Origin of the sequence: Streptomyces sp. NBC_00353, assembly GCF_036108815.1 — a bacterium.
Lineage (GTDB): Bacteria > Actinomycetota > Actinomycetes > Streptomycetales > Streptomycetaceae > Streptomyces.
Genome location: NZ_CP107985.1, coordinates 3,182,962 through 3,203,239 on the forward strand (window position 1 = coordinate 3,182,962; position 20,278 = coordinate 3,203,239).

A 20,278-nucleotide genomic window follows, 5' to 3' on the forward strand; every position below is an offset into this window, starting at 1 on the left:
CTGTGATGTCCGGCCCGCCTCGTCGATGGGTCCGGCCGCTTCTGTCGACTCTCCCGCGTCAGCGTTCTTCGGTCAGCTGGGCGTCCAGTTCGTCGAAAAGCAGCTCGCCGTGGTCGATCTGACCGGTCCGGTACGCCGATCGCGCGACCAGGTGGGCGGCGACCGGTCCGGTCATCAGCTGGAAGAACCCGATCAGCGCGAGCGTGGCGAGGTCCATGCCGCTGCGCAGCCGCAGCGCGACTCCGGCGAGGACCAGCAGCAGGCCGAGGCTCTGCGGCTTCGTCGCGGCGTGGCTGCGCGACAGGACGTCCGGCAGCCGCAGCATGCCGATCACCCCGAGCAGGCAGATGGCCGCGCCGATGAAGACCAGTACCGCACCGGTCGTGTCGGCGATCTGGAGCCAGACGTTCACTCCGGTTTCTCCTCGGTCCTCGGCCGGTCGCGTACGACTTTCCTCGGCCGGTCGCGTACGGCGATGAAGCGGGCGATGCCCACCGAGCCGGTGAACCCGAGAAAGGCCAGCACCAGCATGATCGGGAAATAGAACGGGTCTCGTGCGACGGCGGACTTGGCGCCGAGGCCCGCGATGATGAGGGCGGCGCACACATCCAGCGAGATCGCCCGGTCCAGCATCGAGGGGCCGCGCCAGATGCGGGCGAGCAGAGCCGCTCCGGCGATAATGATCACCACGACGGCGGCGGTCAGCAGAACCTGGTCGACGGTCTCCGGTGCACTCATGAGCCCGCCCCCGGCCCGTCCGTCCGTGGTGGCGTCGGCGGAGGCAGTGGCGGTGGCGGTTCGGCCACGCGGGCGATCTCGTCGCGGGTACCAAAGGCCCGTACCGTCAGCCGTTCCATTCGCCAGACGGATTGCCTGGCCGCGTCGAGCACGGCGGGCCGGTCCGCGTCGAGGACGTGGACGAAGACGGTGGCCGTGGCGCGGCGTACCTCGACGACGGATCCCCCGGGCACGTTCGACACGGCGACGGCGGTCGCCGCGAGCATCAGGTCGGAGCGGCAGCGCAGCGGTACGGCGATGACGGCGGCCCGGTGCGGATGGTCGGCGAAGATCTGCCGGGTGACCTTCACGCCCGAGGTGTACATGTCGTAGAGCAGATAGCCGGCGAGCAGCACGATGCCCCACGGGTGGAGCCGGAGCCCGAGATCGACGCGGGGCAGCGGGAAGGCGAGACAGACCGCCACCGCGACGACGACGCCGGTCACCACATTGGCCCAGCTCAGACTGGACCAGAGCAGCACCCAGATGACGGTGAGCCAGGCGATCAGCGGAAGGTCGAGGACGCGCCGTCGACGGCCGGCGAATTCGCAGCTGAAGGGCGGCAGTTCCGCGTTCCGGTAGGACAGGGTGATCCAGCGTTTCACCGGCCGAGCACCGCCTCGATGTAGGGGGAGCGTGCGAGAAGTTCGGCGGCCGTGCGGTCGGTGTACGACGTCAGGGGTCCGGCGAGCACGGTGAAGGAGAGTCCGAGGGCGACGGCTGCCGCGGTGGCGGCGGTCATGAGCGTCGGCAGCTTCGTCGTGGTGGTGACGGCATGGCCGTGGAGGGTGGCCGCGACCGCGAGCCCGGCGGGCTGGTGCCGGTGCAGGATCGGTTCGTCGCCGGTGCCGGGAATGCGGTCCGGGCCCTCGTCGGCGTCCTCGTCGCTGTCGTTCTCGTCGTCGGACTCCAGGAGGGTGCCGTCCGCGGCCTGGCCGGGTGGTGCGGCCCGCCAGAACGCCAGGTTCCAGACCTTGGCCATCACGTACAGCGTCAGCAGGCTGGTCGCCACCGAGCCGGCGACCAGGATCCAGGCCCAGACGCCGCCGTCGGCGACACCGGCCCGCATGAGACCGAGCTTGCCGATGAAGCCGGACAGCGGCGGGATCCCGGCAAGGTTCATGGCGGGCACGAAGAAGAGGGCGGCGAGCACCGGGGCGGCTCTGGCCAGTCCGCCGATCCGGGTGAGTTCGGTGGTGCCGGTGCGGCGCTCGATCAGTCCGGCGACGAGGAACAGCGTCGTCTGGACGGTGATGTGGTGGGCGACGTAGACGATCGCGCCGCCGTACGCCTCGCGGGAGGCGAGGCCGATACCGAAGACCATGTAGCCGATGTGGCTGATGAGGATGAAGGAGAGCAGCCGCTTCAGGTCGGTCTGGGCGACGGCTCCGAGGATGCCGATCATCATCGAGGCGAGCGCGGCCGCCATCAGCAGGTCGCCGAGCCGGTTGCCGGGGAAGAGCAGTGTCTCCGTACGGAGCATGCAGTAGACGCCGACCTTGGTGAGCAGGCCCGCGAAGACGGCGGTGACGGGGGCGGGTGCGGTGGGGTACGAGTCGGGGAGCCAGGCGGCGAGCGGGAACACGGCGGCCTTGATGGCGAACACGGTCAGCAGCATGGCCTGGATCAGGGTCTGTACACCGAGCGGGAGTTCGCCCAGTCGCTGGGCCAGCTGGGCCAGGTTGGCGGTGCCGGTGGCCGCGTATGTCATGGCGATCGCGGTGAGGAACAGCATCGACGAGAAGAGCGAGATGATCACGTATGTCGAGCCGGCCCGGACCCGGGGGCCGGTGCCGCCGAGGGTGAGCAGCACGAAGCTCGCCACCAGCATGATCTCGAAACCGACGTAGAGGTTGACGAGGTCACCGGCGAGGAAGGTGCAGGAGACCCCGCCGACCAGGATCAGATAGGCGGGGTGGAAGACCGCCACGGGTGTCTCTTCGTCGCGGTCGGCCATGCCCTGGCCGAGGGAGTAGACCAGCACGCAGAGGGTGACGGCCGAGGAGACGGTCAGCATCAGCCCGGACAGCCGGTCGGCGACCAGGGTGATTCCGATCGGCGGGGCGAAGTCGCCGAGGTGGACGGTCAGGGGGCCGCGGGAGTCGGCGGCAATCATCAGGGCGACGGAGAGCGCGAGTACGGCGGTGAGCACGGCGACGCTGATGATGCGCTGGAACTGTTTGAGCCGGGTGCCGAAGGCGAGGCTCAGGCCGGTGGCGCAGAGCGGCAGTAGCACCGGCAGCGGGACGAGTGCGTTCACCCGGTGTCTCCTCGGTTCGCGTCTGCGGCAAGGCCTTCGGTACGGGCTTCGGCGTAGTCCTGCGGGTCGGCGCCCAGCACGTCGTGCCAGAGGTCTCCGGAGGCGTCCCGGCCGCGGGCCTGGAGGGCGCGGTCGGCGCGGAGCCGGGCCCGGAGGCGTTTGCGTTCCTCCCGGTACCGGGTGCGTTCCTCCGCCGTGCGTTCGGACGCGGACCGGTACTGCTCGCGCAGTTCGTCCCGCTCCCCCAGCACCTCGGCGCGCAGCGCGATACGCCGGTCCTCCAGATCGTCGTGGACCTCGTCGGTGCCGGTCAACTGGTGGCTGCGGTACGCCATGGCGAGGAGGAACGCCGTGGTGGCGAGCGTGATGACGATCGCGGTCAGGGCGATGGCCTGCGGCAGCGGGTCGGTCACCTGCCACAGCGGGACGCCGTACAGGAGGGGCGCCCTGCCCGCCGATCCGGTGGCGGACAGGACGAGCAGGTTGATGCCGTTGCCCGCGATCACCGCGCCGAGCAGGATGCGGGTGAGGGGGCGGGTGAGCATGAGGATGCCGCCGACGGCACACAGTACGGCGGCCGTGGCCAGAAGCGAGGCGCTGACCGTCATCCGGGGGCACCTCCGGCCTCGGGCGTGGCTCCCGGTCCCGCTTCCCCCCGGGGTGCCGCCTTCTCCGCCGCTGCACTCTCCGCTGCGGCTTTCTCCGCCGCGGCCCGCTCGATCTGGCGGTCGATCTTGGCTCCGAGTGCGCGCACGATGTCCAGCACCACGCCCAGCACCAGCAGGTACACGCCGAAGTCGAAGAGGACCGGCGTGCCCAGGTGGTACGAGCCGAACACGGGCAGCCGGCCGTGATACGTCCAGGCGTGCAGCACGGTTCCCTCGGCAAGGCCGAGCAGCGCCACCCCGGTGGAGAGGAACAGCCCGAGGCCGGTGAAGAGCCCCGGCTGCAGCGGTGCGGCTTCGGCGAGTTCGAAGCGGCCGCCCGCCAGATAGCGGGTGATCAGCCCGACACCGGCGACGAGCCCGGCGACGAACCCGCCGCCCGGCATGTTCTCGGCGCAGAACAGCAGATAGACGGAGAGCACGAGGATCGGGTGGAACAGCAGCCGGGCCACGACCTCGAAGACGACCGACCGGTGTTCGGGGGCGAGCGTGGCGCCGGCCGCGAGCCAGCTCCGCTCGGGCGCGCCTTCGTCGCCGTGCGGCAGCCCGGTCAGTCCGCGCTCCGTCAGCGACCAGGCCGTACGTCCGGGGACCTCCTCGCGCAGCCCGGATCCGTCCGCGCGGCGGTGCAGATAGATCAGGCTGGTCACGCCGATCGCGGCGGCGGCGAGCACGGCGGACTCCCCCATCGTGTCCCAGGCCCGCAGGTCGACCAGGATGGTGGCGACGACGTCCTTGAGCCCGTGGTGCGCGGTCTCCTCGACCATGGCGGCCCCGGCGGGGTCGGCGGTACGTGCGGCCGCCGCGACCCACACCACCACGCTCAAGGTGGCGGCCGCGGCCAGCGCCACGGGAATGCGTACCGCGCGCCGCCACGTACTGACCGACTCCTGGAAGTGCACCGGCATCCGCCGCAGCACCAGCACGAACACGACCATGGACACCGTCTCGACGCAGAACTGGGTGAGCGCCAGATCGGGGCCTCCCTGGACGACGAAGAGCAGCGCGGTCCCGTACCCCGTCAGTCCCGCCAGGACCACCGCCTTCATCCGGCGGCTGACGGTGAGACAGAGAAGCGCGGCCGCGCAGGTCAGGGCCGCCACGGCGCCCTGCAGCGGAACGTCCCAGAGCCGCGGCGCCGACGCCCCGTGCCACGGCCGGTCCACCCCGAGCACGGCGAGCTGTCCGGCGAGCATGACGAGCAGGGTGGTGGCGAGGTAGCCGGAGAGCGAGCCGCGCTGGACGAATCCGGTGATCTCCAGCGAGGTCCGCTCCAGGCCGAGCAGCAGACGGCCGAAGACCCGGTCGGCGGTCGGCCAGGCGATCCGCCGGGAGAGCCGGGTCACGCTGGTGCGCCCGGCGAAGAGCACCGCACCGCCGACCGTGGCGACGGCCGACAGCAGCAGGGCGGTGCCGAATCCGTGCCAGGGCGCGAGGTGATACGGATGCGCGGGTACGGGGAACTCGTCGGCGTACGCGCTGAGCAGCCGGTGGACCCGGCCGATGCCCGGTCCGAGCACCAGGCCGCAGAGCGCCAGCAGGGCGGGCGGGGCGAGGAACGCCCAGCCGACCCGGTGCACCGGGGTGTCCTCGACCCCGGGCTTACGGGCGAACGCGCCCCAGACGAACCGTACGGCGTACGCGACGGTCAGCGTCGAGCCCGCCACGGTGACGGCGAGCGCCCAGCGGTCCGCGGCGTCGCCGTGCAGCAGCGCGTCGAACGCGGCCTCCTTCGCGACGAATCCGAGCAGCGGGGGCAGTGCGGCCATGGACGCGGCGGCCAGCACGGCGACCGCGCAGACGTACGGCAGCGCCCGGCCGACGCCGGAGAGTCTGCGCAGATCGCGGGTGCCCGCCGCATGGTCGACGATGCCGGTGACGAGGAACAGCGGCGCCTTGAACAGGGCATGACTCAGGATCATGACCGCGGCGGCGAGAGCGGCGTCGCGGTTGCCGATACCGGCGAGCAGGGTGAGGAAGCCGAGCTGGCTGACGGTGCCGTAGGCGAGGACGAGCTTGAGGTCGTTCAGCCGCAGCGCCCGCCAGCCGCCGAGCAGCATGGTCGCTCCGCCGAGGACCAGGACGACGGGCCGCCAGACGGGGACGTCGGCGAAACCGGGCGCGAGGCGGGCCACCAGGTAGACACCGGCCTTGACCATGGCCGCGGCGTGCAGATAGGCGCTGACGGGGGTGGGGGCGGCCATGGCGTTCGGGAGCCAGAGGCTGAACGGCCAGATCGCCGACTTCGAGAGCGCTCCGCACAGGATCAGCACCACGGCCACCGAGATGGCGAGGCTCGTGGCCGGCGGGTCGGCGACGATCGCGGAGATCCGGTACGTTCCCGCCGCCTGACCGAGGATCAGGAAGCCGACGAGCATCGCGAGGCCGCCGAGCGTGGTCACGGTGAGCGCCTGGAGCGCGGAGCGGCGGCTGTGCTTCTGCTCGCTGCTGTATCCGATCAGCAGGTAGGAGAAGACCGTGGTCAGTTCCCAGAACAGATAGAGCGTGATCAGGTCGTCGGCGAGGACGAGGCCGAGCATGGCGCCCGCGAAGGCCAGCAGGTTCCCTGCGAAGCCGGCCAGCCGGGGGGCGTCGTCGGAGAAGTACGAGGCGCAGTACAGCAGGACGAGCGCGCCGATTCCGGCGGCGAGCAGCACCATGAGTTCGGCGAGCGCGTCGAGGCGCAGTTCGAAGAAGACGTCGTACGCCGGCATCCACCGCCACGACCAGGTCACGGATCCGCCGGACGCCGCGGTGTTCCACTGCGTGGCCGCCCACACGGTGGCGGCCGTGGGCGGCAGCGCGAGCACGACGAACGCGCGGCTGCCGAGGCGCCGCACCAGCGGGGCCGCGCACGCGGCGAGGACGAAGTGGCAGACGATGAGCGCTGTCATACGGCCCCGGTGGGCGTCCCGCGCCTGCCCGCGGCGAGCGTCCGGGGCCTGGGTGAAGCATCACGGGCATAGGGCACTGAATAGAGATATATCCCCCGCCTGCTATCACCCGTACGGCGCGCCGCGCAGATGCGGGACACCGCTGCGGGCGCGGCCGCACGGCGACCGTCACGTCCCCGAGCACACGGGCTTCGCCAACTGGCGGGTGACGGTGCCGCGTCAGCCCGAGACGCAGGAGGTGGCGAGCCGCGCCACCGGCAAGGACGCCGAGGCGCGGCTCACCTCGATCACTGACGAACCGATGTATCCGGCGGGGCCACGCCCGTCCGGTTTCTTCACGGCAGTACGGCCATCCCGTCGAGCTCGACGAGAGCCTGTTCGTCCCAGAGCCGGGCCGCCCCGACGACCGCCATCGCCGGGTAGTCGCGGCCCGCCAACCGCCGCCAGATCCGGCCGAGTTCGGGGGCATGCGCGCGGTAGTCGGCGACATCGGTGGCATAGACGGTGACCCGGGCCAGATCGGCCGGGGAGCCACCGGCCGCGCGCAGTGCGGTGAGCAGATTGGTGAGGGCCGTCGTGAACTGTTCGGGCAGTGTGTCGCCGATGACCTTGCCGTTCCGGTCGAGGGCGGTCTGCCCGGCCAGGAAGACCAGTTGACTGCCGGTGGCCGTGACGGCGTGCGAGAAGCCTGTGGGCGGGGACAGCTCGGCGGGATTGATTCGGTGGATCGGACTCATGCGGACGACTCCTGGTTCCCGGACGGCTCCGGCTGCACGGTCGGCTGCGCCGCCGTCGCGTACAGCTCCTTGGCGATGATCGTGCGCTGGACCTCGCTGGCGCCCTCGTAGATCCGCGGGGCGCGCACCTCCCGGTAGAGGTGTTCGAGCAGATGGCCGCGGCGCAGTGCGCGGGCGCCGTGCAGCTGGACGGCGGCGTCGACGACGTACTGCGCCGCCTCCGTGGCGTACAGCTTCGCCATCGCCGCTCTGCGCGGTACCCCCGGCTCCCCCGCGTCGTACGCCGCCGCGGCCGCGTACACCAGGAGCCGGGCGGCCTCGGTGCGGGTGGCCATCTCGGCGACCTGGTGCGAGACGGCCTGCAGATCCTTGAGCGGGCCGCCGAACGCGGTGCGCTGCGCGGTGTGGGCCAGGGTCGCGTCGAGCGCGGCGCGGGCCATGCCGACGGCGAAGGCGCCGACGCTCGGGCGGAACAGGTTGAGGGTGTTCATGGCGACCCGGAAGCCGCGGTCGGGTTCACCGAGTACGTCGTCGGGGGTGACCGGCACCCCGTCGAAGGTGAGCGCCCCGATGGGGTGCGGGGAGAGCATGTCGAGCGCTGTGCCGGTCAGCCCCGGGCGGTCGGCGGGGACCAGGAACGCGGTGACGCCGCGGGCTCCGGCGCCGGGAGTCGTACGGGCGAAGACGGTGTAGAAGTCGGCCTCGGGGGCGTTGGAGATCCAGCACTTCTCGCCGGTCAGCCGCCAGCCGTCCGGGGCGTGCGCCGCGCCGAGGGCGAGGGCCGCCGCGTCGGAGCCGGCGCCGGGCTCGCTGAGCGCGAAGGCGGCGACCGCGCGGCCCTCGCGGACTTCGGGGAGCCAGCGTTCACGGTGGGCCGGGGTACCCGCCTGGACCAATGGGTACGAGCCGAGTCCTTGGAGGGCCAGCGCGGTCTCGGCCTCCGTGCAGCCGCGGGCCAGGGACTCGCGCAGCAGGCAGAGGTCGAGTGCTCCGGAGGAGAACAGCCGGTCGAGCAGGCCCAATTCGCCGAGGGCGGCGACGAGTGGGCGGTTGACGTGACCTGGTTCGCCCTTCTCGGCGAGGGGGCGCAACTGCTGCTCGGCCAGGGCGCGCAGCTCCTCGCACCAGGCGGTCTGTGACGGATCGAGCGAGAATGCCGACATACCGGCGCCTCTCCTGGATCGTATCGCGAAGTATTGACTACCGTCATTCAAACGATACGCTCCAAGGGCGACAAGGGGGCGATCCGTTATGGACCCGAAGACCTCAGCGCACATCGACAGCTTTGCCAGAGAGCATCTGCCACCCCAGGACCAGTGGCCGGAACTGGTCTTCGGCCTTCCCGAGCTGGACTATCCGGACCGGCTGAACTGCGCCGCCGAACTCCTCGACACCACGGTCGCCCGTCTCGGACCCGACCGTCCCGCCTTCCGTACCCCTGACGGCCCGACGTGGAGCTACGGGGAGCTCCAGGACCGGGTGGACCGGATCGCCCATGTCCTGACCTCCGATCTGGGGGTCGTCCCCGGCAACCGGGTCCTGCTGCGCGGCCCCACCACCCCCCATTTGGCCGCCTGCTGGCTCGCCGTGCTGAAGGCGGGCGCGATCGCCGTGACCGTACTGGCGCAGCAGCGATCCCAGGAGCTCGCCACCATCTGTTCGATCGCCCGGGTCGGCCATGCGCTCTGCGATGTCCGGTCGGTCGACGATCTGGTGAAGGCTCAGGTTCCGGGGCTGCGGATCACTACGTACGGAGGGGACGAGGCGGACGATCTGCTGCATCTGGCCGCACGCCGGCCGGGGCAGTACCAGGCCGTGGACACCGCCGCGGACGATGTCGCGCTGATCGCGTTCACCTCGGGCACCACCGGGCGCCCCAAGGGCTGTATGCACTTCCACCGCGATCTGCTGGCCATCGCCGACACCTTCTCGCGCCATGTCCTGCGGCCGGGCCCCGAGGATGTGTTCGCGGGCAGTCCGCCGCTCGGCTTCACCTTCGGGCTCGGCGGCCTGGTGGTCTTCCCCCTGCGGGCCGGCGGCTCGGCGCTGCTGCTGGAACAGGCCGGCCCGAGGCAGCTGCTGCCCGCACTGGCCGCCCACCGCGTCTCGGTCCTGTTCACCGCCCCGACCGCGTACCGCGTGATGCTCGACCATCTCGGCGAGCACGACCTGTCCGCGCTGCGCCGCTGCGTCTCGGCGGGCGAGAACCTACCCGCGGCGACCTGGCAGTCCTGGTACGAGCGGACCGGTCTGCGCATCATCAACGGCATAGGCGCCACCGAACTGCTGCACATCTTCATCTCCGCCGCCGATGACGCGATCCGCCCCGGCACCACGGGCGTTGCCGTGCCCGGCTGGCAGGCGCGCGTGCAGGACCGGGACGGCCGCGCGGTGCCCGACGGGGAGCCGGGGCTGCTCGCGGTACGCGGCCCGACGGGATGCCGCTATCTCGCCGACGCACGCCAGACGGAGTACGTACAGCACGGCTGGAACCTCACCGGCGACACGTACACCCGCGACAGCGACGGCTACTTCCACTACGTCGCCCGCGCCGACGACATGATCATCTCCTCCGGCTACAACATCGCGGGCCCCGAGGTCGAGGACGCCCTGCTGCGCCATCCCCAGGTCGCGGAGGCCGCGGTGGTCGGCCGGCCGGACGAGCTGCGCGGCCAGGTCGTGGTGGCGTACGTGGTGCCTCGCGAGGGCGCCGCACCGTCCGCCGACGACCTGCGCACGTACATGAAGGGCGAACTGGCGCCGCACAAGTGCCCGCGCGTCATCGAGTTCCTGCCCGCTCTCCCCCGGACCGCCACGGGCAAGCTGCAGCGGTTCCGGCTGCGTGCCGAGGCGGATCGGGGCCAGGCCCTAGAGTGATCACGTGGCCGACCTGCACACCCCCCGATCCCTGATCGTCACCCTCTACGGTGCGTACGGTCGCACCCCCGGCAACACACCGCTGCCGGTGGCCGAGCTGATCCGGTTGCTGAACGCCGTCGGTGTCGACGCCCCGTCGGTGCGCTCCTCCGTCTCCCGGCTGAAGCGGCGCGGGCTGCTCGTACCGGCGCGGACCGCGAGCGGCGCGGCCGGATACGCGCTGTCGCAGGACGCCCGCCAACTGCTGGACGACGGCGACCGGCGGATCTACGCACATCCGTCACCACCGCTGCGGGACGGCTGGGTGCTCGCCGTCTTCTCCGTACCGGAAGCGGAACGGCACAAGCGGCACCTGCTGCGCTCCCGGCTCTCCCGGCTGGGCTTCGGCACGGCCGCGCCGGGGGTCTGGATCGCCCCCGCCGCACTGTACGACGAGACCCGGCACACCCTGGAGCGGCTGGAACTCGCCCCGTACGTGGACCTGTTCCGTGGGGAGCACCTCGGCTTCGCCGCGACGCGGGAGTCGGTGGCGCGCTGGTGGGACCTGGAGGCCATCGCCCGGCTCCACCTGGACTTCCTGGCCCGGCACGAATCGGTGCTGCGGGCCTGGGAGTCACGCACCGGCGAACCGGACGCGGAGGCCGCCTACCGGGACTATCTGACCGCCCTGGACTCCTGGCGGCGGCTGCCGTACGCCGATCCGGGGCTGCCGGAGGAGCTGCTGCCGAAGGACTGGCCGGGGGGCAGGGCGGCGGAGGTGTTCGGGCTGTTGCACGCCCGGTTGCGGGACGCGGGGGCGGGGTTCGTCCGAGGCGGGCCGGGCGGCTCGTAAAGCGTGTGCACAGCACGGTCCCGACTGGTCATCATGGAACATGACCTGGACCTTCACTGACGACGTCGATGTGTTCCTGGACGCCGCCGGTGCGTGGCTGGCGACCCGGCCCGCCGAGAACACCCTCGTACTGACCATCACCGCGACCCTGCGCAGCAGCGGCCCGCATGCCTACGGCGGGGACGCCCCGGTGCTGGGCTGGTGGCGCGGGCCGGACGGCGAGGTCGCGGGTTCCCTGGTGCAGACCCCGCCGTACCGGCCGCTGCTCGGCGTCGTCGCCCCGGAGGCGGTCGGTCCACTGGCCGCCGCGCTCCCCCTGACCGCCGTCAACGCGGACCGGGCGACCGCCGAGGCGCTGGCCGCCGGCTGGCCCGGCCACCGGGTCGAACAGGTACAACGGCTTTACCGGCTGGATGAGTTGGTCCCGCCTTCCCCCGCGCCGCCGGGCGGGCCCAGGTCCGCCACGGCCGCCGACCGGGCTCTGCTGGTGGCCTGGCATCGCGCGTTCGCCGCGGACGTCGACCAGCCGGACACCCACGCCGAGCGGATGGTGGACGAGCGGACGGCGTCCGGTGGTCTGACGCTCTGGGAGACCGGCGGGGTCCCGGTGTCGATGGCGGGTGTCTCCCCGCGGATCGCCGGCGCGGTGCGGGTGACGGCCGTGTACACACCGCCGGAGCACCGGGGCCACGGGTACGCGGCGGCGGTGACGGCCGAGGTCAGCCGGGCGGCGCGGGAGGCGGGCGCGCAGGAGGTGCTGCTGTTCACGGATCTCTCGAACCCGACGAGCAACGGGGTCTACCGGCGCATCGGCTACGAGGCCCTGTCCGACCGGCTGCTGATCAGCCGGGAGGCCCAGGGATGACGGGCGACGGGACACCGCTCGAACCGTTGTGGCTGATCGCCGCGAACGTGGTGCGGTGGCGCCGGTACGGGGTGGGAGGGCAGGAGCTGCGTCCGGGCACCAAGTCGTACCGGGGAGGCGCCAAGGTGTACGTGATCGGCTCCCGCCCCGGCGACCACGAGGTGCTGACGACCGTGGGGCGCGGGCGGCACACCTGCCGCTACATCACCCTCGACATGGCGACCCGTCACCTGCACACCTTCCGGGCCACGCTGGTCCACAGTCCTGCGGTACTACGGCGCGACGCGGAGTTCCCCGTGGGCCGGGTCTGGGGCTGCCGGGAGGACGCGGAGGAGGGTGCCGCCCGGCTCGAGGCACTGGCAGCCGAGTGCCGCGGTACCCGCTGGGCCGGTGTGCCCCACCCCACTCCCTGCCGCTGCCACGACTGCTTGACGGGCGGGGCGCTCACCCCAGGGTGAGCCGCGGCTTCGGTGCGTCAGTGCGGCCGGTCGGCGGTGTGCGGCTGCCCGCGCGGTACGGAAGCGGCCAGGGCGCGCCCGGCCCGCCGTAGCCCTGGTCGGCCGCCGCGTGCAGGGTCCAGTGCGGGTCGTACAGATGCGGGCGGGCCAGGGCGCACAGGTCGGCGCGACCTGCCAGCAGCAGTGAGTTGACGTCGTCCCAGGAGGAAATCGCACCGACCGCGATGACGGGCACGACCAGGGTGTTGCGGATCCGGTCGGCGAACGGGGTCTGGTACGAGCGGCCGTACTCGGGGTCTTCGTCCGGAACGACCTGGCCGGTGGAGACGTCGATGGCGTCGGCGCCGTGCGCGACGAACGCGCGGGCGATCTCGACGGCGTCCTCGGCCGTCGTGCCGCCGTCGGCCCAGTCCGTGGCGGAGATGCGGACGGTCATGGGCCGGTCCTCGGGCCACCGGGCGCGGACCGCGTCGAAGACTTCGAGAGGGAAGCGGAGTCGGTTCGACAGCGGTCCGCCGTAGATGTCGGTGCGGTGATTGGTGAGCGGGGAGAGGAACCCGGAGAGCAGATAGCCGTGGGCGCAGTGCAGTTCGAGCAGGTCGAAGTCGCAGGTGGCGGCGTGCCGGGCCGCTGCGGCGAACTGGTTGCGGATCACGTCGAGCCCGGCCCGGTCCAGCGCGTGCGGGACCTGGTTGACGCCTTCCCGGTACGGGATCGGGGAGGCGGCGGACAGCGGCCAGTTGCCCTCGTCGAGGGGCTGGTCGATGCCCTCCCACATCAGCTTGGTGGAGCCCTTGCGACCGGAGTGGCCGAGCTGGATACCGATCGCCGTGCCGGGGGCGGAGGTGTGGACGAAGTCGGTGATCCGGGTCCAGGCGGCGGCCTGTTCGGGGGTGTAGAGGCCGGTGCACCCGGGGGTGATCCGGCCCTCGGCGCTGACGCACACCATCTCTGTCATGACGAGCCCGGCGCCGCCGAGGGCGCGGGCGCCCAGGTGGACGAGGTGGAGGTCGCCGGGGACGCCGTCGACGGCCGAGTACATGTCCATCGGCGAGACGACGACGCGGTTGCGGAGTTCCAGCCCGCGCAGCCGCAGCGGGGTGAACATCGGCGGGGTGCCGGGGGCGCAGCCGAACTCCTCCTCGACGGCCCCGGTGAAGCCGGCGTCGCGCAGCCGCAGGTTGTCGTGGGTGACGCGGCGGCTGCGGGTCAGCAGGTTGAAGGCGAACTGGCGGGGCGCCTGATCGACGTACGTACCCAGCTCCTCGAACCAGCGCAGGCTCGCTGCGGCGGCGCGCTGGGTGGAGGCGACGACGGGCCGCCGCTCGGCCTCGTACGCGGCGAGGGCTGCGGGCAGGTCCGGCTGCTCCTCGATACAGGCGGCGAGCGCCAGGGCGTCCTCGACGGCGAGCTTGGTGCCGGAGCCGATGGAGAAGTGGGCGGTGTGGGCGGCGTCGCCGATGAGAACCGTGTTGCCGTGCGACCAGTGGGCATTGACGACGGTACGGAAGGTGAGCCAGGAAGAGTTGTTGGAGCGCAGCGGGCGGCTGCCGAGGGCGTCGGCGAAGATCTTGCCGCAGCGTTCCGTCGATGCTGCGGTGTCCATGGCGTCGAAACCGGCCGCGCGCCAGACCTCCTCGCGCATCTCGACGATGGCGGTGGAGGCACCGGCCGAGAAGGGGTAGGCGTGCAGCTGCATCACGCCGTGTTCGGTCTCGGCGATCTCGAAGCGGAAGGCGTCGAACGCGAAGTCCGCGGCGAGCCAGATGTAGCGGTTGCGGTGGGTGGTGACGGTGGGCCGGAAGGTGTCGGCGTACGTCTCACGGGTGGTGCTGTGCACCCCGTCGGCCGCGATCACCAGGTCGTGCGTCGCGGCGAGCTCGGCGACGGACGGGGCCTCCGCACGGAAGCGGAGCCGTACCCCGAGGGAGGCGCAGCGCTTGTGCAGGATCTCCAGCAGCCGGCGGCGGCCCAGCGCCGCGAAGCCGTGGCCGCCGGACGTCTGGGTGCGGCCGCGGTGGACGATGTCGATGTCGTCCCACCGTACGAATTCGGCCTGGAGGGCCCGGTAGACCACGGGGTCGGCGTGTTCGATGCCGCCGAGCGTCTCGTCGGAGAGGACGACGCCGAAGCCGAATGTGTCGTCGGGGGCGTTGCGCTCCCAGACGGTGACGGAGCGCTCGGGGTCCAGGCGCTTGAGGAGGGCCGCGGCGTACAGCCCGCCGGGGCCGCCGCCGATGACCGCGATCCGCCTCGTGTCGGATGCCATGGCGCTACCTGCCTTGCCATTTCGGCCGGCGTTTCTCCGTGAACGCGGCGTGGAACTCGGCGTAGTCGTCGCCGTGCATCAGCAGGGCCTGGGTGGCGGCGTCCATCTCCACCGCGGCAGCGAGCGGCATGTCGAGTTCGGCGGTGAGCAGCGCCTTGGTCTGGGCGAGGGCGAGGGCGGGGCCTTCGGCGAGGCGGCGGGCGAGCTCCGCGGCGCGGGCGTCGGCCTGTCCCTCCTCGGCCAGCTCGCTGATCAGCCCGATCCGTTCCGCCTCGGGGGCGCGGACCGGCTCGCCGAGCATCAGCAGCCGGGTGGCATGCCCCAGGCCGACGACGCGCGGCAGCAGATAGGCCGCTCCCATGTCACCGCCGGAGAGCCCGACCCGGGTGAAGAGGAAGGCGAACCGGGCGGACGGGTCGGCGACACGGAAGTCGGCGGCCAGCGCGAGGACCGCACCGGCGCCCGCGGCGACGCCGTGCACCGCGGCGATGACGGGAAAGGGGCACTCGCGCAGCGCCCGCACGACCTGCCCGGTCATCCGGTTGAAGTCGAGCAGCTGCGCGGTGTCCATCGCGAGCGTGGCACCGATGATCTCGTCGACATCGCCGCCGGAGCAGAAGCCGCGCCCCTCACCGGCCAGCACGAGAGCGCGCACCGAGCGCTCGCGGGACAGCTCGGCAAGGAGGTCGCGCAGGTCGGCGTAGGCGCCGAAGGTGAGCGCGTTGAGCTTCTCGGGGCGGGCCAGGGTGACGGTGGCGACGCCGTCGTCCGTCGTCAGCCGCAGATGGCGCCAGTCATCGGTACGGCGGGCGGAGCTGGGAAACGGGCTCATGGAGGGTGGTCCCCTTCAGCCGTCGGGCTGCTACCTGCTCTCGAAGTTATCACTCTTACGTGACTTCCGTCACGAGTACGCGATAAGCGCTATCGGAATATGTGGCGAACGTCCCTTTCAGGCCGGACCGCAGTCCCTTGTCTGTGTCGTTGCGCTTCGTAAGGTTGAAAGGAAGAAGTCTTGAGCTCCAGAAACTCGAGCCCCGGACAGACGAGCCTCCGGAACGGAACCCCCGCCTTGCCGCCCGATGGACCGATGCCCGCCTCCTGGCGTATCGCGCTGCCGCACTCCACGGCCGCAGTGCCGATCGCCCGCACCCTGATCCGTACGGCGCTGGCGGACATCGACACACCGGCCGACACCACCGACACGGCCGAGCTCCTCACCGCGGAACTGGTCGCCAACGCCGTGAAACACACCGGCGGCGACGAGCCCGTCGAACTGGTGGTGGAGCTTCTGGAGACCGGCTGCCAGGTGGAGGTCCACGACCGCGACCCGGCCCCGCCGGGCGACCTCTCCCGGCCCCAGCCCGGCAGCGAGCCGGACCCCTGGCAGGAGCACGGCCGTGGCCTGCTGCTGATCCGCACGCTCAGCTCGTCCTGCGGTCATCGCACGACGGAGCACGGCAAGGCCGTGTGGTTCACGCTGCCGCATCAGCACCGTCGGTAAAGGGTGCTTCTCGGCGCTCCTCACCAACGGTGCCGATCGGCGCCGCCCCCGGTACCTCTTGGCGCCTCCTCGGCGCCTCTCAGTCCTGATCCGCGCCGGCCAGTCGCGACCGGCTCCGGCTGTAGCCGGCGTACACCGCCGCGCCGGCCACCAGGAACACCGCGAACTGCACCCAGGTCGCCCAGCCCGTCCCGTACATCAGATACAGGCAGAAGAGGACGCCCAGGATCGGGCTGAGCGGGTAGAGCGGCACCCGGAAGGAGCGCTTCAGCCCGGGGTTGCTGCGGCGCAACGCGATCACCGCGACATTGACCGCCACCATGATGCCGAGCGTGCCGATGGTCGTCAGATTCACCACCACGTCGAGGGACGCGAAGGCCGCCGGCACCGCGAAGACGACGGCCACGATCCAGGTGTTGGCGACAGGCGTCGCCGTCCGCGGCGAGACACGTTCGAAGACCCGCGGGACCAGGCCGTCGCGGGACATCGACATCAGGATGCGGGTCTGCCCGTACATCACCGCGAGCACGACCGACGCGATGGCCACGACCGCGCCGAACGCGATGATGCCGCCACCGACGGTCGAGCCGGTGACCTGGTCGACGATCAGCGAGAGCGCGGCCGGCTTGTCGGAGACGGCGTCCGCGCCGAGTGCGCCGATGGCCGTGAGGGCGACCGCGCAATAGAGCAGGGTGGCGACCCCGATGCAGATCAGGATCGCGATCGGGATGTTCCGCCGGGGGTTCTTGACCTCTTCGCCCGCGGTGGTGATCGCGTCGAAGCCGATGTACGAGAAGAACGCCAGCGAGGCACCGGCGGTGACCCCGGCCGGGCCATGGGTGGCGAACGGCGTGAGATTACCGGCCTCGAACGCGGTGAACGCGATGGCGCAGAAGGCGATCAGAATGCCGATCTTGAGGACCGCCATCGCGGCCGTGGCGCCCGCGCTCTCCCGGATGCCACGCACCAGCAGGGTGGCGGCCATCATGATCACCACGATGGCCGGGAGATTGATCACGCCGCCCTCGCCGGGCCCGGCGGACAGGGCGGCGGGCAGGTGCCAGCCGACGAGGCTGTTCAGCAGCTCGTTGACGTACTGGCTCCAGCCGACCGCGACCGCGGAGACCGAGACGCCGTACTCCAGCAGCAGACACCAGCCGACGAGGAACGCGATGCGCTCGCCGAGGGTGGCGTAGGCGAAGGAGTACGAGCTTCCGGAGACCGGGATCGCGCCGCCCAGCTCGGCGAAGGAGAACGCGGTGAAGATGCAGGTGATCGCGGCGAGGACGAAGGAGAGGACGACCGCGGGGCCGGCCTCGGCGACGCTGTCGGAGAGGCCGACGAAGATGCCGGTGCCGACGATGGCTCCTACACCGAAGCACACGAGCTGGAACAGCCCCATGGTGCGCTTGAGGCCGTGCCCCTCCAGGTCGGCGCCGGATTCGGCGAGCAGCTGGTCGGGGCTCTTGATGCGCAGGCCGGGCCGGGGCGACAGGCTCGGCGGGCGGAGCGGACTCACGGGGCGATCTCTTCTCTGGTGAAGCATGTGGGGGGCTCGTGCGGATGGAGCGCGTGGGGGGGCTCCGGTCCTCCGGTCCTGCGTGGAGGACGGCACGAAAATGGGGCTCGAGCGTGCGAGCTCGAACCCCACCAAGTGGAACCATGGTAGCCACTTCTTCGCATGTTCACCCAATCGGGTGCATGACCATGCGATACCGGCGCCGTTCCCCGGCCGGTGCCGGGTCAGGCACCGGCCAGGGTCGCCACCAGGACGGCCTTGATCGTGTGCATCCGGTTCTCGGCCTCGTCGAAGACGACCGAGTGCGCGGACTCGAAGACCTCGTCGGTGACTTCCAGCTCGGTCAGACCGTGGCTGTCGTGGATCTCGCGGCCGACCTTGGTGCCGAGGTCGTGGAAGGCCGGGAGGCAGTGCAGGAACTTCACGTCGGCATTGCCCGTGGCCTTCAGGACGTCCATGGTGACGGCGTACGGCGCGAGGGCCGCGATGCGCTCGTCCCAGACCTCCTTGGGCTCGCCCATGGAGACCCAGACGTCGGTGGCGACGAAGTCGGCGCCCCGGACACCCTCGGCGATGTCCTCGGTGAGAGTGACGGTCGCGCCGCTGGATTCGGCGAGCCGACGCGCCTGCGCGACGATCCCCTCGGCCGGCCAGTAGGACTTCGGGGCGACGATCCGGACGTCCATGCCCAGCAGCGCGCCCGTGACCAGGTACGAGTTGCCCATGTTGAAACGGGCGTCGCCGAGGTAGGCGAAGGCGATCCGCTCCAGTGGCTTGTCGCTGTGCTCGGTCATCGTGAGGACGTCGGCGAGCATCTGGGTCGGGTGCCAGTCGTCGGTGAGCCCGTTGAAGACGGGCACCCCGCCGTACGCCGCCAGCTCCTCGACGGTCGCCTGACTGTCACCGCGGTACTCGATGCCGTCGAACATCCGGCCGAGCACACGGGCGGTGTCCTTCGCCGACTCCTTGTGGCCCATCTGGGAGCCCGTGGGGTCGAGATACGTCGTGGAGGCACCCTGGTCGGCTGCGGCGACCTCGAAGGCGCAGCGGGTACGGGTCGAGGTCTTCTCGAAGATCAGCGCGATGTTCCGACCGCGCAGCCGCTGCACCTCGGTGCCCGACTTCTTGGCCGCCTTGAGCTCGGCGGCCAGGTCGATCAGGCCGCGGAACTCCTCGGCCGTGAAGTCCAGCTCCTTGAGGAAGTGGCGGCCTGCGAGGTCTATCGCCATGGTGGCTGCTCCTGGGTCGGGCGAGGGTCGCGCGTACAGTTCCTGGAAGTCTATACGAGACAACGCATCGCTATACAGTCCCCTGTCCTGCGTGTCCGTGCGGTCCACGGTGTATCCGCACGATCCCCCCGCGCTTTCCGTACCGTGCCGAGCCTCCGGCTACACGGGGTCACGGACCACCGGACAGCTCATGCAGCGGGGGCCGCCCCGGCCCCGGCCCAGTTCGCTGCCGCGGATCTCTATGACCTCGATGCCTTCCTTGCGCAGATACGTGTTGGTGGTGGCGTTGCGCTCGTAGGCGATGACCACACCCGGCTCGACCGCCAGCACATTGCAGCCGTCGTCCCACTGCTCGCGCTGCGCCGCGTGCACGTCCTGGGTGGCCGTGAGCACCCGGATCGAGTCCAGGCCGAGCGCCGCCGCGATGGCCCGGTGCATGTGCTCCGGGGGATGGTCAGTGACCTTCAGATCCCGCGGTCCGCCGCCGGGCTCGATGGTGTACGAGCGGAGCATGCCGAGCCCCGCGTACTGGGTGAACGTATCGCCGTCGATCATCGTCATCACCGTGTCGAGGTGCATGAACGCCCGGCGTTTCGGCATGTCGAGCGCCACGATCGTCCGGGCGGAACCGGCGTCGAACAGTCCGCGCGCCAGCATCTCGACCGCCTGCGGCGTGGTGCGCTCGCTCATCCCGATGAGGACGGCGCCCTGGCCGATGACCAGGACGTCGCCGCCCTCGATGGTGGACGGATAGTCGTCCTGCCCCTCCGACCAGTGATGGAAGGCCCCGGCCTCGGCGCCGGTGAAGAGGGGGTGGTGGCGGTAGATCGCCTCGAAGTGGACCGTCTCGCGCTGCCGGGCCGGCCAGCGCATCGCGTTGATGGACACCCCGTCGTAGATCCAGGCCGAGGTGTCCCGGGTGAAGAGATGGTTGGGCAGCGGACCGAGCAGGAAGTCGTCCAGGTCCATGACGTGGAACCGGACGGAGGTCGGCTCGCTGTGCCGCTCCAGGAACTCCCGCTTCGTCATCCCGCCGACCAGCGCCTCCGCCAGCTCGTCGGTGGACAGCTCCTCGAAGGCGGCCCGCAGATGTTCGGTGGCGAGCGGGCCGTACTCCTTCTCGTCGAAGACCCGGTCCAGCACCAGTCGCTTGGCCACCGGAATGTCCAGGGCCTCACGGAGCAGATCGCCGAAGAGATGCACCTCCACCCCGCGGTCGCGCAGGACGTCCGCGAAGCCGTCGTGCTCCTGCCGGGCGCGGCGCACCCACAGCACGTCGTCGAAGAGGAGCGCGTCCTTGTTGCTGGGGGTGAGCCGCTTCAGTTCGAGATCGGGGCGGTGCACTATGACGCGGCGCAGCCGCCCGGCCTCGGAGTCGACATGGAATCCCATGCC

18 protein-coding genes are annotated in these 20,278 nt (G+C 71.2%); 5 read left to right on the top strand and 13 right to left on the bottom strand.

Annotation, left to right across the window (positions count from 1 at the left end; translation table 11 throughout):
• Positions 1–58: 58 nt before the first annotated feature.
• The 8 genes from mnhG to OHA88_RS14540 form a co-directional block, all read right to left on the bottom strand.
• Entirely contained in the window at positions 59–412 is a 354-nt protein-coding gene (mnhG, locus tag OHA88_RS14505; protein WP_267000753.1) for a monovalent cation/H(+) antiporter subunit G, read from the bottom strand.
• A complete protein-coding gene (locus OHA88_RS14510; protein WP_326817951.1) occupies positions 409–738 on the bottom strand; it encodes a monovalent cation/H+ antiporter complex subunit F in 330 nt (109 codons plus the stop codon). The genes mnhG and OHA88_RS14510 overlap by 4 nt, the downstream gene beginning before the upstream one ends.
• On the bottom strand, positions 735–1,382 hold the full coding sequence (locus tag OHA88_RS14515) for a Na+/H+ antiporter subunit E (protein WP_328625829.1): 648 nt from the start codon (positions 1,380–1,382) through the stop codon (positions 735–737). Before OHA88_RS14515 ends, OHA88_RS14510 begins: the two co-directional genes overlap by 4 nt.
• Entirely contained in the window at positions 1,379–3,037 is a 1,659-nt protein-coding gene (locus OHA88_RS14520; RefSeq protein ID WP_328625830.1) for a Na+/H+ antiporter subunit D, read from the bottom strand. The genes OHA88_RS14515 and OHA88_RS14520 overlap by 4 nt, the downstream gene beginning before the upstream one ends.
• On the bottom strand, positions 3,034–3,645 hold the full coding sequence (locus OHA88_RS14525; RefSeq protein WP_328625831.1) for a Na(+)/H(+) antiporter subunit C: 612 nt from the start codon (positions 3,643–3,645) through the stop codon (positions 3,034–3,036). Before OHA88_RS14525 ends, OHA88_RS14520 begins: the two co-directional genes overlap by 4 nt.
• Positions 3,642–6,596 carry a Na+/H+ antiporter subunit A gene (locus OHA88_RS14530; protein ID WP_328625832.1) on the bottom strand — a complete coding sequence of 985 codons (2,955 nt, stop codon included), beginning with the start codon at positions 6,594–6,596 and terminating at the stop codon, positions 3,642–3,644. Before OHA88_RS14530 ends, OHA88_RS14525 begins: the two co-directional genes overlap by 4 nt.
• Positions 6,597–6,931: 335 nt before the next feature.
• Positions 6,932–7,333, bottom strand: coding sequence for a RidA family protein (locus tag OHA88_RS14535; RefSeq protein ID WP_267000767.1), 402 nt, complete (start codon positions 7,331–7,333; stop codon positions 6,932–6,934).
• Positions 7,330–8,496 (bottom strand): acyl-CoA dehydrogenase family protein, encoded by a 1,167-nt coding sequence (locus OHA88_RS14540; protein WP_328625833.1) that lies wholly within the window; start codon positions 8,494–8,496, stop codon positions 7,330–7,332. Before OHA88_RS14540 ends, OHA88_RS14535 begins: the two co-directional genes overlap by 4 nt.
• An 88-nt stretch (positions 8,497–8,584) precedes the next feature.
• Here OHA88_RS14540 and OHA88_RS14545 point away from each other — a divergent pair, with 88 nt between their 5' ends.
• From OHA88_RS14545 to OHA88_RS14560, 4 genes are read left to right on the top strand one after another with little or no spacing between them, the layout of a single operon-like run.
• A complete protein-coding gene (locus tag OHA88_RS14545) occupies positions 8,585–10,210 on the top strand; it encodes an AMP-binding protein (protein ID WP_328625834.1) in 1,626 nt (541 codons plus the stop codon).
• Positions 10,211–10,214: 4 nt separating this feature from the next.
• Positions 10,215–11,042, top strand: coding sequence for a PaaX family transcriptional regulator (locus OHA88_RS14550; protein WP_328625835.1), 828 nt, complete (start codon positions 10,215–10,217; stop codon positions 11,040–11,042).
• Between the two features lie 40 nt (positions 11,043–11,082).
• Positions 11,083–11,907 (top strand): GNAT family N-acetyltransferase, encoded by an 825-nt coding sequence (locus OHA88_RS14555; RefSeq protein ID WP_328625836.1) that lies wholly within the window; start codon positions 11,083–11,085, stop codon positions 11,905–11,907.
• Entirely contained in the window at positions 11,904–12,365 is a 462-nt protein-coding gene (locus tag OHA88_RS14560) for a hypothetical protein (RefSeq protein WP_328625837.1), read from the top strand. The genes OHA88_RS14555 and OHA88_RS14560 overlap by 4 nt, the downstream gene beginning before the upstream one ends.
• On the opposite strand, the gene OHA88_RS14565 is transcribed toward OHA88_RS14560, so the two are convergent.
• Both OHA88_RS14565 and OHA88_RS14570 read right to left on the bottom strand, forming a co-directional pair.
• Complete coding sequence (locus tag OHA88_RS14565) at positions 12,352–14,634, bottom strand: bifunctional salicylyl-CoA 5-hydroxylase/oxidoreductase (protein ID WP_328625838.1); 2,283 nt, start codon at positions 14,632–14,634, stop codon at positions 12,352–12,354. The two genes, OHA88_RS14560 and OHA88_RS14565, sit on opposite strands and share 14 nt — an antisense overlap.
• A 4-nt stretch (positions 14,635–14,638) precedes the next feature.
• Positions 14,639–15,466, bottom strand: coding sequence for an enoyl-CoA hydratase family protein (locus OHA88_RS14570; RefSeq protein WP_267000779.1), 828 nt, complete (start codon positions 15,464–15,466; stop codon positions 14,639–14,641).
• A gap of 237 nt (positions 15,467–15,703) precedes the next feature.
• Between OHA88_RS14570 and OHA88_RS14575 the strand changes: the two genes are divergently transcribed.
• Positions 15,704–16,135 (top strand): ATP-binding protein, encoded by a 432-nt coding sequence (locus OHA88_RS14575; protein WP_328625839.1) that lies wholly within the window; start codon positions 15,704–15,706, stop codon positions 16,133–16,135.
• A 79-nt stretch (positions 16,136–16,214) separates the two neighbouring features.
• Here the strand turns inward: OHA88_RS14575 and OHA88_RS14580 are convergent, their stop codons facing one another.
• The 3 genes from OHA88_RS14580 to OHA88_RS14590 form a co-directional block, all read right to left on the bottom strand.
• The gene (locus tag OHA88_RS14580; protein ID WP_443044229.1) at positions 16,215–17,681 is read right to left on the bottom strand and encodes an amino acid permease; all 1,467 of its coding nucleotides are present in this window, start codon (positions 17,679–17,681) and stop codon (positions 16,215–16,217) included.
• A gap of 197 nt (positions 17,682–17,878) precedes the next feature.
• Positions 17,879–18,883, bottom strand: a complete 1,005-nt coding sequence (gene argF / locus OHA88_RS14585; protein ID WP_326606194.1) for an ornithine carbamoyltransferase — start codon at positions 18,881–18,883, stop codon at positions 17,879–17,881.
• Between the two features lie 159 nt (positions 18,884–19,042).
• A complete protein-coding gene (locus tag OHA88_RS14590; RefSeq protein ID WP_328625841.1) occupies positions 19,043–20,275 on the bottom strand; it encodes an arginine deiminase in 1,233 nt (410 codons plus the stop codon).
• Positions 20,276–20,278 lie beyond the last annotated feature (3 nt).

Excerpts from the sequence above, each read along its gene's own strand:
- OHA88_RS14510 (WP_326817951.1), bottom strand. The coding sequence starts at position 738 with ATGAGTGCACCGGAGACCGTCGACCAGGTTCTGCTGACCGCCGCCGTC.
- OHA88_RS14525 (WP_328625831.1), bottom strand. The coding sequence starts at position 3,645 with ATGACGGTCAGCGCCTCGCTTCTGGCCACGGCCGCCGTACTGTGTGCC.
- OHA88_RS14530 (WP_328625832.1), bottom strand. The coding sequence starts at position 6,596 with ATGACAGCGCTCATCGTCTGCCACTTCGTCCTCGCCGCGTGCGCGGCC.
- OHA88_RS14535 (WP_267000767.1), bottom strand. The coding sequence starts at position 7,333 with ATGAGTCCGATCCACCGAATCAATCCCGCCGAGCTGTCCCCGCCCACA.
- OHA88_RS14540 (WP_328625833.1), bottom strand. The coding sequence starts at position 8,496 with ATGTCGGCATTCTCGCTCGATCCGTCACAGACCGCCTGGTGCGAGGAG.
- OHA88_RS14545 (WP_328625834.1), top strand. The coding sequence starts at position 8,585 with ATGGACCCGAAGACCTCAGCGCACATCGACAGCTTTGCCAGAGAGCAT.
- OHA88_RS14555 (WP_328625836.1), top strand. The coding sequence starts at position 11,083 with ATGACCTGGACCTTCACTGACGACGTCGATGTGTTCCTGGACGCCGCC.
- OHA88_RS14560 (WP_328625837.1), top strand. The coding sequence starts at position 11,904 with ATGACGGGCGACGGGACACCGCTCGAACCGTTGTGGCTGATCGCCGCG.
- OHA88_RS14565 (WP_328625838.1), bottom strand. The coding sequence starts at position 14,634 with ATGGCATCCGACACGAGGCGGATCGCGGTCATCGGCGGCGGCCCCGGC.
- OHA88_RS14570 (WP_267000779.1), bottom strand. The coding sequence starts at position 15,466 with ATGAGCCCGTTTCCCAGCTCCGCCCGCCGTACCGATGACTGGCGCCAT.
- OHA88_RS14580 (WP_443044229.1), bottom strand. The coding sequence starts at position 17,681 with ATGCTTCACCAGAGAAGAGATCGCCCCGTGAGTCCGCTCCGCCCGCCG.
- argF (WP_326606194.1), bottom strand. The coding sequence starts at position 18,883 with ATGGCGATAGACCTCGCAGGCCGCCACTTCCTCAAGGAGCTGGACTTC.
- OHA88_RS14590 (WP_328625841.1), bottom strand. The coding sequence starts at position 20,275 with ATGGGATTCCATGTCGACTCCGAGGCCGGGCGGCTGCGCCGCGTCATA.